General features: G+C 72.8%; 10 protein-coding genes. 6 read left to right on the top strand and 4 right to left on the bottom strand.

Annotated elements, in window-relative coordinates:
- Position 1 precedes the first annotated feature (1 nt).
- Both IO20_RS0111815 and IO20_RS0111810 read left to right on the top strand, forming a co-directional pair.
- On the top strand, positions 2 to 829 hold the full coding sequence (locus tag IO20_RS0111815; RefSeq protein WP_030146875.1) for an enoyl-CoA hydratase family protein: 828 nt from the start codon (positions 2 to 4) through the stop codon (positions 827 to 829).
- Positions 814 to 3,090 carry a bifunctional salicylyl-CoA 5-hydroxylase/oxidoreductase gene (locus IO20_RS0111810; RefSeq protein ID WP_030549382.1) on the top strand — a complete coding sequence of 759 codons (2,277 nt, stop codon included), beginning with the start codon at positions 814 to 816 and terminating at the stop codon, positions 3,088 to 3,090. The genes IO20_RS0111815 and IO20_RS0111810 overlap by 16 nt, the downstream gene beginning before the upstream one ends.
- Positions 3,091 to 3,131: 41 nt before the next feature.
- Here IO20_RS0111810 and IO20_RS0111805 read toward each other — a convergent pair whose 3' ends face one another.
- Complete coding sequence (locus tag IO20_RS0111805; RefSeq protein WP_030549384.1) at positions 3,132 to 3,968, bottom strand: PaaX family transcriptional regulator; 837 nt, start codon at positions 3,966 to 3,968, stop codon at positions 3,132 to 3,134.
- Between the two features lie 28 nt (positions 3,969 to 3,996).
- A complete protein-coding gene (locus IO20_RS0111800; protein WP_030549385.1) occupies positions 3,997 to 5,634 on the bottom strand; it encodes an AMP-binding protein in 1,638 nt (545 codons plus the stop codon).
- Positions 5,635 to 5,937: 303 nt separating this feature from the next.
- On the opposite strand from IO20_RS0111800, the gene IO20_RS0111795 reads away from it, so the two are divergent.
- The 3 genes from IO20_RS0111795 (at position 5,938) to IO20_RS0111785 (ending at position 9,224) form a co-directional block, all read left to right on the top strand.
- Positions 5,938 to 7,170: an acyl-CoA dehydrogenase family protein gene (locus IO20_RS0111795; RefSeq protein ID WP_078945953.1), complete on the top strand. Its 1,233-nt coding sequence runs from the start codon at positions 5,938 to 5,940 to the stop codon at positions 7,168 to 7,170.
- Entirely contained in the window at positions 7,167 to 7,580 is a 414-nt protein-coding gene (locus IO20_RS0111790) for a RidA family protein (RefSeq protein WP_030549388.1), read from the top strand. The genes IO20_RS0111795 and IO20_RS0111790 overlap by 4 nt, the downstream gene beginning before the upstream one ends.
- Positions 7,581 to 7,673: 93 nt before the next feature.
- Positions 7,674 to 9,224 carry an MFS transporter gene (locus IO20_RS0111785; protein ID WP_030549390.1) on the top strand — a complete coding sequence of 517 codons (1,551 nt, stop codon included), beginning with the start codon at positions 7,674 to 7,676 and terminating at the stop codon, positions 9,222 to 9,224.
- Between the two features lie 96 nt (positions 9,225 to 9,320).
- Here the strand turns inward: IO20_RS0111785 and IO20_RS0111780 are convergent, their stop codons facing one another.
- Together IO20_RS0111780 and IO20_RS0111775 are read right to left on the bottom strand one after the other, a co-directional pair.
- Entirely contained in the window at positions 9,321 to 10,418 is a 1,098-nt protein-coding gene (locus IO20_RS0111780) for a CU044_5270 family protein (protein WP_030549391.1), read from the bottom strand.
- On the bottom strand, positions 10,415 to 11,047 hold the full coding sequence (locus IO20_RS0111775) for an RNA polymerase sigma factor (protein WP_030549393.1): 633 nt from the start codon (positions 11,045 to 11,047) through the stop codon (positions 10,415 to 10,417). The genes IO20_RS0111780 and IO20_RS0111775 overlap by 4 nt, the downstream gene beginning before the upstream one ends.
- 274 nt (positions 11,048 to 11,321) lie before the next feature.
- Between IO20_RS0111775 and IO20_RS0111770 the strand changes: the two genes are divergently transcribed.
- Complete coding sequence (locus IO20_RS0111770) at positions 11,322 to 13,514, top strand: discoidin domain-containing protein (RefSeq protein ID WP_106978569.1); 2,193 nt, start codon at positions 11,322 to 11,324, stop codon at positions 13,512 to 13,514.
- The last annotated feature ends 174 nt before the right edge of the window (positions 13,515 to 13,688 follow it).

The raw sequence follows: 13,688 nt of genomic DNA, 5'->3' as shown, positions 1-13,688 counted from the left end.
GATGAGTCCGTTCACCGGCTCCACGCCCCGCACCGCGGACTGGCGGCACCTGCGCCTCGACATCGACCGGGGCGTCGCCACCGTCACCCTCGCCCGCCCCGCGAAACTCAACGCGCTCACCTTCGGCGCCTACGCCGACCTGCGGGACCTCCTCGCCGAGCTGTCCCGCGAGCGCTCCGTCCGCGCCCTCGTCCTCGACGGGGAGGGCCGCGGCTTCTGCTCCGGCGGTGACGTCGACGAGATCATCGGCGCGACCCTCTCCCTCGACACCGCCCAGCTCCTCGACTTCAACCGGATGACAGGCCAGGTCGTCAGGGCCCTGCGCGAGTGCCCCTTCCCGGTCGTCGCCGCCCTCCACGGCGTCGCCGCGGGCGCCGGAGCCGTCCTCGCCCTCGCCGCCGACTTCCGGATCGCCGACCCCACCACCCGCTTCGCGTTCCTCTTCACCCGCGTCGGCCTCTCCGGCGGCGACATGGGCGCGGCCTACCTGCTGCCCAGGGTCGTCGGGCTCGGCCACGCCACCCGGCTCCTCATGCTGGGCGAACCCGTCCACGCCGCCGAGGCCGAGCGCATCGGCCTGCTCTCCGAGCTCACCGAGGAGGGCCGGGCGGCGGAGCGGGCCGGCGCCCTCGCCCGCCGTCTCGCGGACGGCCCCGCCCTCGCCCTCGCCCAGACCAAGGCCCTGCTCACCGCCGAACTCGACATGCCGCTCGCCGCGTCGATCGAACTGGACGCGGCCACCCAGGCGCTCCTGATGAACGGCGCGGACTACGCCGAGTTCCACGCCGCCTTCACCGAGAAACGGCCCCCGAAATGGCAGGGCCGCTAGCCATGGCCCCCGCCGCCCCGTCCAGAATCGCCGTCATCGGCGGCGGACCCGGCGGGCTCTACGCCGCCGCCCTGTTCAAACGGCTCGACCCCGCCCGCGAGGTCACGGTCTGGGAGCGGAACGCACCCACCGACACCTTCGGCTTCGGCGTCGTCCTCTCCGACGAGACCCTCGGTGGCATCAGGGACGCCGACCCCGTCGTGTACGAGGCGCTCAGCCGCGACCTCGTCCGCTGGGACGACATCGACGTCGTCCACCGGGGCCACCGCACCCGCTCCACCGGCCACGGCTTCGCCGCCCTCGGCCGCCGCCGGCTCCTGGAGATCCTGCACGCCCGCTGCACCGACCTGGGCGTACGGCTCCGCTTCCGCACCGAGGCCCCGCCCGCCGAGACCCTCGCCGCCGACCACGACCTCGTCGTCGCCGCCGACGGAGTCCACAGCCGCACCCGCGAGGCCCACGCCGACCGCTTCCACCCCCGGATCACCACCCACCGCTGCCGCTACATCTGGCTCGCCGCCGACTTCGCCTTCGACGCCTTCCGCTTCGAGACCGCGGAGACCGAGTACGGCGTGATGCAGCTGCACGCCTACCCCTACGAGGCGGGCGCCTCCACCGTCATCGTCGAGATGCGGGAGGAGGTCTGGAGGGCGGCCGGCTTCGACGAGCTCGACGAGGCCGAGTCCACCGCCCGCTGCGCGAAGATCTTCGCCGAGGCGCTCGGCGGCCGGGAACTCCGGGCGAACAACTCCGCCTGGACCGCGTTCCGTACCGTCGTCAACGACCACTGGTCGTACGGCAGCACCGTCCTCATCGGCGACGCCGCCCACACCGCGCACTTCTCCATCGGCTCCGGCACCAAACTGGCCGTCGAGGACGCCCTCGCCCTCGCCCGCGCCATCGGCGGAAACCCCACCCTCCCGGACGCCCTGGCCGCCTACGAGACCGAGCGCCGCCCCGTCGTCGCCTCCACCCAGCGCGCCGCCGCCGCCAGCCTCCACTGGTTCGAGGAGCTCGCGGGCCGGGTCGACCGGCCGCCCCGCAGGTTCGCCTTCGACCTCCTCACCCGCAGCCGCCGCGTCACCCACGCCAACCTGCGGCTCCGCGACCCCGCCTTCACCGCCGCCGTCGAAGCCGACTTCGGCTGCCCGCCCGGCACCCCGCCCATGTTCACCCCCTTCAGGCTCGGCGGCCTCACCCTGCGCAACCGGATCGTCGTCTCACCCATGGACCTGTACGTCGCGGTGGACGGCGTCCCCGGCGACTTCCACCTCGTCCACCTGGGCTCCAGAGCCCTGGGCGGCGCCGGACTCGTCATGACCGAGATGGTCTGCGTGAGCCCCGGAGGCCGTATCACCCCCGGCTGCACCGGCCTCTGGACCGACGCACAGGCCGACGCCTGGCGCAGGATCACCTCCTTCGTCCACGACCAGGCACCCGGCACCGCCCTTGGCGTCCAGCTCGGGCACTCCGGCCGCAAGGGCTCCACCCGGCGCATGTGGGAGGGCATCGACCAGCCGCTCCCCGAGGGCAACTGGCCGCTGGTCGCCGCCTCGCCGCTGCCGTACCGGCCCGGCGTCAACCAGACCCCGGCCGCCCTCGACCGCGCCGGACTCGCCGCCGTACGCGAGGAGTTCACGGCCGCCGCCCGGCGCGCCGCCCACGGCGACTTCGACCTCCTCGAACTCCACTGCGCCCACGGCTACCTCCTCTCCGGCTTCCTCTCCCCGCTCACCAACCACCGCACCGACGCGTACGGCGGCGACCTCGACGGCCGGCTGCGCTACCCCCTCGAAGTCTTCGACGCGGTACGGGAGGTCTGGCCGGCCGACCGCCCCATGACCGTCCGCATCTCCGCCACCGACTGGGCCGAGGGCGGCACGAGCGCCGAGGACGCCGTCGTGATCGCCCGCGCCTTCGCGGACCACGGAGCCGACGCGATCGACGTCTCCACCGGCCAGGTCGTCCCCGAGGAGACCCCCGCCTACGGCCGCTCGTACCAGACCCCGTTCGCCGACCGCATCCGCAACGAGCTGGGGGTCCCGGTGATCGCGGTCGGCGCGATCTCCTCCTGGGACGACGTCAACTCCCTGCTCCTCGCGGGCCGCGCCGACCTGTGCGCACTCGCCCGCCCCCACCTCTACGACCCGCACTGGACCCTGCACGCGGCGGCCGAACAGGACTACCGGGGCCCCGCCGCCCCCTGGCCGGCCCCGTACCGCGCGGGCAGCCGGAGACCCCCTACCGGCCGCCGCGAGTAGCGGCCCTGTACGGCGCGAGCGCCTGTCTTCCGGATCAGGCCCTAATGCTCGGACAGGAACGGGCGGACGAACTCCGCGCCCCGGTCCCGCAGCAGCTCGTGCAGGGCCGTGAAGACCTCCGCCGATCGGCGGCCCGGCCAGTCGTCGGGAAGCAGTTCCGCCGGGAGGACCGGGTCCGCGTACGGCAGCCGCCGCCAGGAGTCCAGGGCGAGGAGGTAGTCCCGGTAGGCGTCCCCCGCGTCCCCTGTCTCCCCGGTCTCCGTCCGTGAGGTCCAGGCGCGCAGTACCGGCTCGTGGGCCGCGAGGAACTCCTCGTGGAGCGCGGCGATGGCGCCCAGGTCCCACCAGCGGGCCACCGCCCCCGCCGTCGCCGTGTACCCCAGGTGGTCGCCCCTGAAGAGGTCCACGTAAGGGGAGAGCTCCAGGCGCTCCAGGGCGTGCCGGGTCTCCTCGTAGAGCCGCGCGGGCGCGATCCAGACACCGGGCGCCGCCGTGCCGAAGCCGAGCCGGGCGAGCCGGGAGCGCAGCAGGTGCCGCTTGTGCCGCTCGGCCTCGGGGACGGAGAAGACGGCGAGGACCCAGCCCTCGGACGGCTTCGGCTCGGTACGGGCGTAGATGCGGCGGTCACCGTCCTCCAGGAGCCGGCGGGCTTCCTCCGAGAGGGCGTACCCGGCGGCGCCGTCCGCCGTCCGGCGCGGCAGCAGGAGCCCGCGCCGCTTCAGCCGCGACACCGAGGAACGCACCGAGGGCGCGTCCACGCCGAGCACCGCGAGCAGCCGTACGAGCGCGGCCACGGGCACCGGCGACCCGTCGGGCGCACGGCCGTAGGCGCCGTAGAGGGAGACGATCAGGGATCGGGGAGTGTGCTGCTCGGCCACGTGATCACTTTAGGGCCTGTCCTTCGGATCACGCCGGGCGCCCGGAGGGGTCGTGCCGCAGCCGGAAGCGCTGGAGCTTGCCGGTCGCCGTGCGCGGCAGCGCGTCCAGGAAGACGATCTCCCGGGGCGACTTGTACGGGGCGAGGCGGGCGCGGACGAAGGCCCGCAGCGCGGCGGCGGTGCTCGCGTCGCGCGGCACCCCGTCCCGTACCACCGTGTACGCCACGACGATCTGGCCGCGCAGCTCGTCCGGGCGGCCCACCACCGCCGTCTCCACCACGTCGGGGTGGTCGAGGAGCGCCTCCTCGACCTGGGGGCCCGCGATGTTGTACCCCGCCGAGATGATCATGTCGTCGGCGCGTGAGACGTAGCGGAACCAGCCGTCGGGATCGCGGACGTACGTGTCGCCCGTGACGTTCCAGCCCTCGCGTACGTACTCGGCCTGGCGGGGGTCGGCGAGATAGCGGCAGCCGACCGGGCCGCGCACGGCGAGGAGCCCTTCCTCGCCGTCCGGGACGTCCCCGCCCTCGCGGTCCACGATCCTGGCCTGCCAGCCGGGCACGGGGCGCCCTGTGGTGCCGGGGCGGATGTCGCCGTCGGCGGCGGAGATGAAGATGTGCAGCAGTTCGGTCGCCCCGATGCCGTTGATCAGGCGCAGGCCGGTGCGCGCGTACCAGGCCTTCCAGGTCGCTTCCGGCAGGTTCTCGCCCGCGGAGACGCAGCGGCGCAGGGAGCCCAGGTCCGGGGCGGTGCCCTGGGTCATCTCGGCGAGCATGACCCGGTAGGCCGTGGGGGCGGTGAAGAGCACCGACACCCGGTGCCGCTCGATCGCCGCGAGCAGCTGCTTGGGCCCGGCCTGTTCGAGCAGGACCGCGCTCGCCCCGGCCCGCAGGGGGAAGACGACGAGTCCGCCGAGGCCGAAGGTGAAGGCGAGCGGCGGCGAGCCGGCGAAGACGTCGTCGGGCAGCGGGCGCAGGACGTGCGCGGAGAAGGTGTCGGCGACGGCCAGGACGTCCCGGTGGAAGTGGACGCAGCCCTTGGGCTGCCCGGTCGTGCCGGAGGTGAAGGCGATCAGGGCGACGTCGTCGGCGGCCGTCGCCACCGCCGGGTACGGGCCGGGGCGGCGGGCGGCGAGGTCGAGGAGGTCGTCGGGACCCTCCCCGCCGAAGGGGGTGACGCGGAGCCCCGGGATCCGGGCCGCGAGGAGCTCGTCGACGGCGTGGGCGTCGCAGAGGGCGTGGCTGCAGCGGGCCGCCTCCGCCATGGCGGCGAGCTCGGGGGCGCGCTGCTGGGCGAGGACGGTGACGGCGATGGCGCCCGCCTTCATCACGGCGAGCCAGCAGGCGGCGAGCCAGGGGGTGGTGGGGCCGCGCAGGAGGACCCGGTTGCCGGGCAGGACCCGCAGGTCGGAGGTGAGGACGTGGGCGATGCGGTCGACGCGGTCCTGGAGGTCGCCGTAGCTCCAGACACCGCCCTCTCCGTCGTGGAAGGCGGGCCGGTCGGCGCCGAATCGTTCCACCGTGCGGTCGAGGAGCTCGGCCCCGCAGTTGAGCCGTTCGGGATAGGCAAGCTCGGGGAGGTCGAAGAGGAGGCGGGGCCACCGGTCCGGCGGCGGCAGCCGGTCGCGGGCGAAGGTGTCGAGGTGGGCCGAGGGTGTCAGCTCCATGAGTCCGTCCCCCTGTCGAGGTGGGGTCGCCCGTCGCTCCACGAGCGTATCGTGTTGGTGACGGCAGTCAACAGTTCGCGACAAGGGCGTCCGGGAGCGCCCGGAGGAAGGCGCGGGGCGGCGCCGTGACGCAGCCCCCCGGCGAGGTCAGGGCGCGCACGTCCGGCCGCGCGGGGACGACGCCCGGCCGCGCACGGAGGACGACACTCGATCGCGTAGGGACGACGACACCCGACCGGGCGGGGACGACGACATCCGACCGCGCGGGGACGACGACGCCCGAGGGCGTCAGAGAGGGCCCACATGACCGCATTCTCGCTCGATCCGGAACAGATCACCTGGTGCGCGGAGCTCCGCGCCCTCGCCGCCGAACGCCTGAAGCCCCTCGCGGAGAAGGGCGAACCCGGCCGGGTCAACCGCCCCCTCGTCGCCGCGCTCGGCGAGCTCGGCCTGCTCGCCCGGCTCTTCGACGCCGGGGCCCTCGACCTCTGCCTGATGCGCGAGTCCCTCGCCCAGGTCTGCACCGAGGCGGAGACCGCCCTCGCCCTCCAGGGCCTCGGCACCCATCCCGTCGCCGCCTTCGGCAGCCCCGCGCAGCGCGCCCGCTGGCTCCCCGAGGCCACCGCCGGACGGGCCGTCGCCGCCTTCGCGCTCTCCGAACCCGGCGCCGGCTCCGACGCCGCGGCCCTCGCCCTCGACGCCGTCCCGGACGGACGCGGCGGCTGGCGCCTGCACGGCGAGAAGCAGTGGATCTCCAACGCGCCCGAGGCCGACTTCGCCACCGTCTTCGCCCGCACCACCCGCGGCGCGGGCGCCCGGGGCGTCACCGCCTTCCTCGTCCCGGCCGGCCGGCCGGGCCTCGGCGGCGAACCCCTCGACATGCTGGCCCCGCACGCCCTCGGCACCCTCACCTTCGACGGCGTCCCCGTCGGCCCCGAGGACCTGCTCGGCGAACCCGACCGGGGCTTCCGGGTCGCCATGCACACCCTCAACCTCTTCCGGCCCAGCGTCGGGGCCTTCGCCGTCGGCATGGCCCAGGCCGCCCTGGACGCCGCCCTCGCCCACACCGCCGCCAGGCCCGCCTTCGGCGGCCGGCTCGCCGACCTCCAGGCCGTCGCGCACCGGATCGCGGAGATGGCGACCCGCACGGAGGCCGCCCGCCTCCTCGTGTACGCGGCGGCCACCGCGTACGACGAGGGAAACTCCCACGACACTGCCGACACCGCCGTGCCCCGGCGCGCCGCCATGGCCAAACTGTTCGCCACCGAGACCGCCCAGTACGTCGTCGACTCCGCCGTCCAACTCCACGGCGCCCGCGCCCTGCAGCGCGGCCACCTCCTGGAACACCTCTACCGCGAGGTCCGCGCGCCCCGGATCTACGAGGGAGCCACCGAGGTCCAGCGCACGATCATCGCCAAGGAGCTGTACGCGTCCCACCGCCGTGAAGGCGCACCGGAAGGCGCACCATACGAGGAGGAGCCGTCGCCGGCCGACGGCCGCGACACGACACCGCACGCGGAGGAGCCGACCCCATGAGCCTGCACCGGCACAACCCCGCCGAACTCTCCCCGCCCACCGGCTTCTCGCACGCCGTGACCGCCACCGGCACCCGGTTCGTCTTCCTCGCGGGACAGACCGCCCTCGACAGCGAGGGCACCGTCGTCGGGGACACCCTGACCGAGCAGTTCACCACCGCCCTCGGCAATCTGCTCACCGCGCTCCGTCACGCCGGCGGCACCCCCGCCGACCTCGCGCGCGTCACCGTCTACACCACCGACGTCGACGACTACCGTGCCCACGCCCATGAACTCGGCCGAATCTGGCGCCGGTTGGCCGGCCGTGACTACCCGGCGATGGCCGTCATCGGAGTCGTGCGGCTCTGGGACGAGCAGGCTCGGGTGGAGCTGGACGGCTTCGCTGTCCTGGACGAGCCGGCGCACGCTTGATCAACTGGTCACCCGACGGGGCCTGGCTTAGTGTCGAAAGGTGGACTGACCGGCCCACGGCTCACTCACCCGGCGAAGCTCCCGAGGCGCCACATGAGTACTCCCAAGCCGACGACACCGGCACAGACCGCCACCCCGAAGAAGGGCGGTGACGGGAAGGGCATCGCCCTGTTCGTGATCGCGTCCTGCCAGCTGATGGTGGTTCTCGACATCACGATCGTCAACATCGCCCTCCCGCACATCCAGACCGCGCTGGACTTCTCCACGACCAGCCTGGCCTGGGTCGTCAACGCCTACACCCTCACCTTCGGCGGCCTGCTGCTCCTCGGTGGCCGCGCGGGCGACATCCTGGGCCGGCGCCGGGTCTTCATCTTCGGCGTGCTGCTCTTCGGACTCGCCTCGCTCTTCTGCGGAGTCGCGCAGAGCGAATGGCAACTCCTCGCGGCCCGGGCGCTGCAGGGGGTCGGCGGCGCGATAGCCTCCCCGACCTCGCTCTCCCTCATCACCACGACGTTCGACGAAGGCCCGGAACGCAACCGGGCCTTCGGTGTGTTCGCCGGCGTCTCGGCCGGCGGCGGCGCGATCGGCCTGGTCGCGGGAGGCATGCTCGTCCAATGGCTCGACTGGCGCTGGATCTTCTTCGTCAACGTCCCCATCGCCCTGGTCATCGCCTTCCTCACCCCCCGCCACGTCAAGGAGTCGGAGCGGCGCCCCGGTCACTTCGACCTCACCGGCGCCCTCACCTCGACGCTCGGCATGGTGGCCCTGGTCTACGGGTTCATCCGCGCCGCCCAGGAGGGCTGGCGGGATCCGTACACGATCGGCTCGTTCGTCGCCGCGGTGGTGCTCCTGGCCACGTTCCTCCTGGTGGAGCGGCGCTCCCAGCAACCCATCACGCCCCTGCGCATGTTCGCCGACCGCAACCGCTCCGGCACGTACGCCATCATGCTCTGCCTGGCGGCGGCGATCTTCGGGATGTTCTTCTTCCTCACCCTGTTCGTGCAGCAGGTGCTGAGCTTCAGCCCGTTGAAGACCGGCATGGCGTTCCTGCCCGTGAGCGCGATCATCGGGGTCGGCGCGGGGCTCACGTCCAACCTGCTGCCCCGGTACGGGCCGAAACCGTTCATGGTGACGGGCTCGGTCCTCGCCGCGGCGGGCCTCTCCTGGCTGACCCTGACCGATGTGAACTCCACCTACCTGGGCAGCATCCTCGGGCCGATCCTCGTCTTCGGCTTCGGCATGGGCCTGATGTTCGTCTCGCTGACCATCATGGCGCTGTCGAACGTCGAGCCGAAGGACTCGGGCGCCGCGTCCGGCCTGCTCAACGCCACACAGCAGGTGGGCGGTTCGCTGGGTCTCTCGATCCTCGTCACCGTCTTCGGCACGGCCAGCCGCACCGAGGCGGACACACAGGTCCCGGCCTTCCTCTCCCAGGCGGGCCCGCTGGAGAAGGCGCAGTTCGCCAAGACCGGTGAGCTGCCGCCGCCCTGGGGTGACGAGGTCCTGACGGCAGGCGTGTCGGCGGGCTTCATCACGGCCGCGATCTTCGCCGTGGTCAGCGCCCTGATCGCCCTCTTCGTCATCCAGGTCCGCCCCTCCGACATCGAACGCCTCAAGGGCGGGGTGCCGCCGCCGGGAGCCTGAGACGAGACGCCTGCGGACCGTGGAGACGTGAGGACTCCACGGTCCGCAGGCGTCCGGGCCGATTCAGCGTCTGAGTCGATTCCGTGCCTGGTCGCTTCAGTTCGCGCGCTGGGAGGACTCCCCGGCCTTGTCGCTGATTCCGCGGTTCAGGACGGCGGTCGTCGCGGTGATCTGGCCGGCCTTGGCCCAGGCGGTGTCCTCGACCATCACGCCGCGCTCCCCGAGGAACTCCAGGGTGTTCTTGTCGAAGATCCACTCGGTGCGCTCGCCCGCGTGCGTACGGGCGACCGCGACGCCGTGGCGGCCGGCGGCGTCGACCGAGTCCTCGACGACGGTGACGCCCGGGATCCGGGCGGCGGCCCGGTACAGCGCGGCGCTGACCTCCGGCGGGGCGAGCTGCTCGCGCAGCAGGTCGCCGATGGTCACGAACGCCTGCTCGTCGGGCCCGGGTCCGCTGCCGGCGGTCTCCCGGTAGATCCGCTCCAGGAGCGCTTCCGGGTCGGTGGGCAGCGACTCCAGGTAGCGGTAGGTCGGACTGTTGAGGGTGGGGGAGGCGTTCTCGGGGCGGTGGTTCTTCCCGCCGCTCCGGCTCTGCGGGGGGAGGTCCTCCGGGTGGGTGACCAGCTCGACGTCCTGTCCCTTCACCCGCAGCAGCCCGGGCCGGCCGCCGTCGACGGAGTGCCAGATCTCCCGCCGGTGGGGCGCCTCCAGACGCATCACGGGGTCGGTGTCGCTCTGGGAGGAGTACGCGACGGTGCTGACGACGTACACGTACTGGCCGTCCCGTACGACGGGCGCCGGCCGGGACGCGGCGACGGTGGCGATGCGGTCCAGGAGCACGGTGGCGGGCGTCGACGCGGTGCCGCCGCCGGCCCGGCCGGAGGCGACGGCGTCGGGGGCCGCGGCGGCCGGGGACGCGACGGCCCTGGATGGCCGGTCGAGCAGACCGCCGGTCGCGACGGTCACGGCCGCCACGGCGCCCGCGGCCAGCGGAACGGCGGCGAGGACGAGGCGGCGGCGGGGGAGGGCACGGAGCCCGGCGCCTTCCCCGCCGGCCCGCCGGCTCTCGCGCAGCAGGTGGTCCTTCAGGATCTGGTGGCGGCGTCCGGGCAGGTCCCGTTCGGAGGGGACCCGGAGCAGTTGGACCAGCTCCTCGTGTTCGGCCGGGGTGGGCCGGGACTGCTTGGCGCTCATCGGGTTTCCTCCTGGACGGTGGGGACGGCGCGAACGTGGTCACCCTTTACCTGTCCGCGACCGGGGTCCGAGTTCCCGTCCCGGGCGGGCAGTTCGGTACCGACGTACGCGTGCAGCTTCTTGCGGGCGCGGAAGAGCCGGGAGCGGACGGTGCCGACCGGAATGCCCAGCGCCTCCGCCGCAGCCGCGTAGTCCAGACCGGACCAGACGCAGAGCGCGACCACCTCACGCTCCGGCCGACGCAGGGAGGCGAGCGCCGCCTGCAGCACGGCGATCCGGCCCGCGTCGTCGATCCGCTCGACCAGGTCCTCGGCGAAGTCCGGAAGCGCCTCCGCACGCGGCAGCCGGTTCACGGCCGCCTCGTGCCGCCGGCCCGCCCGGCGGGTGTTCCGCGCGACGTTCGTGGCGATCCCGAGGAGCCAGGGCCGCAGCGAACCCCCGTCGGGATCGACCGACCTCCGCAACCGCCAGGCCTCCAGAAAGGTCAGCTGGAGCACGTCCTCGGCCACCGACCAGTCCCCGGTCAGCCGGAAGGCGTGGTTGTACACCGCCCGGGCACTGTCGTCGAAGAGCGACCCGAACGCATCGGTGTCGCCCGCCCGTATCCGGGCACGCACACTCATCTCCATTCCCCGCACTGTCCGCCCACCCCGAACGAGTTCCCGGAACGTGACGCACGCCACAAGGCTCGCACGGCTGCGGACCGGTGCCCGGACGAGAACGCGCAGGTCGCGCGCCTTCTTGCGTCGGCTAGCGCGATCTGCCCCTGGAGGCACCTCCGTTGACACTTAAGTCAAGCAAAAAGAAAAGCCTTGTCCGAGATATTGACCGTGTCTGTGGGGGCGGGCATGGTTCCGGAGAGCGCTCTCCCGGGCGCCTTCCTCGCTTCAAGGAGACCCCTTTATGTCCACATTCGGCATGCCTCTGGCGGCCTCACCACCAGCCCGCGGACGCGTGCGGCGCGGTCTCGCGGCCGGCGTCGTCACCGCACTGGCCGCCACGCTCCTCGCGGTGGTCCCGACGACGGCGGCGCAGGCGGCACCGGTGCTCCTGTCCCAGGGGAAGCCGGTGACGGCCTCCAGTCAGGAGCACTACGGGACGCCGGCCGGCGACGCGGTCGACGGGAATCTCGGTACGCGCTGGTCGAGCGCCGCCTCGGACGGGCAGTGGCTGCAAGTGGACCTCGGCAGCTCCGTCGCGCTCAGCCAGGTGGTGCTGCGCTGGGAGACGGCTTACGCCAAGGCGTACCGGATCGAACTGTCGACGGACGGCACCACCTGGTCGACGGCCTACTCGACCGCGACCGGCGCGGGTGGCACCGAGACCATCGCCGTATCCGGCACGGCCCGGTACGTGCGCATGCAGGGCGTGACGCGAGCCACCGGCTACGGCTACTCCCTCTGGGAGTTCCAGGTGTACGGCGGTGGCGACAGCGGCCCGGCCCTGCCCGGCGGCGGCGACCTCGGCCCCAACGTCCACGTCATCGACCCTTCGACCCCGAACATCCAGGGCAAGCTGGACCAGGTCTTCCAGGAGCAGGAGTCGGCCCAGTTCGGCTCCGGCCGACACGCCTTCCTCTTCAAGCCCGGCACGTACGACAACCTCAACGCGCAGATCGGCTTCTACACCCAGATCGCCGGCCTTGGCCTGCGCCCCGGCGACACCACCATCAACGGTGACGTGACCGTCGACGCGGGCTGGTTCAACGGCAACGCCACCCAGAACTTCTGGCGCGGTGCGGAGGGTCTGACCCTCAACCCGGTCAACGGCACGAACCGGTGGGCGGTCTCGCAGGCGTCCTCCTTCCGCCGCATGCACGTCAAGGGCGGTCTCAACCTCGCGCCGAACGGCTACGGATGGGCCTCCGGCGGGTACATCGCCGACTCCAAGGTCGACGGCCAGATCGGCAACTACTCGCAGCAGCAGTGGTACACGCGGGACAGTTCCATCGGCGGCTGGTCCAACAGCGTCTGGAACCAGACCTTCTCAGGTGTGGAGGGCGCCCCGGCCACCTCCTTCCCGGAGCCCCGCTACACCACGCTCGACACGACGCCGATCTCCCGCGAGAAGCCCTACCTCTACCTCGACGGCGGCGAGTACAAGGTCTTCGCGCCCGCCAAGCGCGTCAACGCCCGCGGCACCAGTTGGGCGAACGGCACCCCTCAGGGGCAGTCCATCCCGCTCAGCCAGTTCTACGTGGTCAAGCCCGGCGCCACCGCCGCCACCATCAACCAGGCCCTCGCGCAGGGTCTGAACCTGCTCTTCACCCCGGGCGTCTACCACGTCGACCGGACGATCAACGTGAACCGCGCCAACACCATCGTGCTCGGCCTCGGCCTCGCGACGATCATCCCGGACAACGGCGTCACCGCGATGAGGGTCGCCGACGTCGACGGTGTCCGGCTCGCCGGCTTCCTGATCGACGCCGGTCCGGTCAACTCGCCGACGCTGCTCGAGATCGGGCCTCAGGGCGCCGGCGCCGACCACGCCGCCAACCCCACCACCGTGCAGGACGTGTACATCCGCATCGGCGGCGCCGGCGCCGGCAAGGCCACCACCAGCATGGTCGTGAACAGCGACGACGCGATCATCGACCACACCTGGGTCTGGCGCGCCGACCACGGCGAGGGCTGGGGCTGGGAGACCAACCGCGCCGACTACGGCGTCCGGGTCAACGGCGACGACGTGCTCGCCACCGGCCTGTTCGTCGAGCACTTCAACAAGTACGACGTGGAGTGGTACGGCGAGCGCGGCCGCACGATCTTCTACCAGAACGAGAAGGCGTACGACGCCCCCAACCAGGCCGCCATCCAGAACGGCACCACGAAGGGGTACGCCGCCTACCGCGTCGACGACTCGGTGAACGCCCACGAGGCATGGGGCCTCGGCAGCTACTGCAACTACAACGTGGACCCGACCATCGTCCAGGGCCACGGCTTCAAGGCACCCGTCAAGCCGGGGGTGAAGTTCCACAGCCTCCTGGTGGTGTCCCTCGGCGGCATGGGCCACTACAACCACGTCATCAACGACACCGGGGCGTCCACCATCCCTGCCGGCACCTCGACCGTGCCGTCCACCGTCGTCTCCTTCCCCTGAGGCGTCTCTTCTCGCCGCCGTACGGCGGTGAGGGCCTCGATTCCCTTCCGGGCCGGGTGACCACGTCCCCGCGCCCCGGCCCGGAAGGGCTCGTACGGCAGCACCGTGCATCCCCCTCCACGCGAAGCGCCGCACGCGAGCCGGCCCGACGGGACGGCCCCATGCGCCCGGCGT

It is taken from the genome of Streptomyces exfoliatus (genome assembly GCF_000725545.1).
Lineage (GTDB): Bacteria > Actinomycetota > Actinomycetes > Streptomycetales > Streptomycetaceae > Streptomyces > Streptomyces exfoliatus.
The sequence above is the reverse complement of the archived record's forward strand: the minus strand, read 5'-3'. Positions and strand labels throughout refer to the sequence as shown.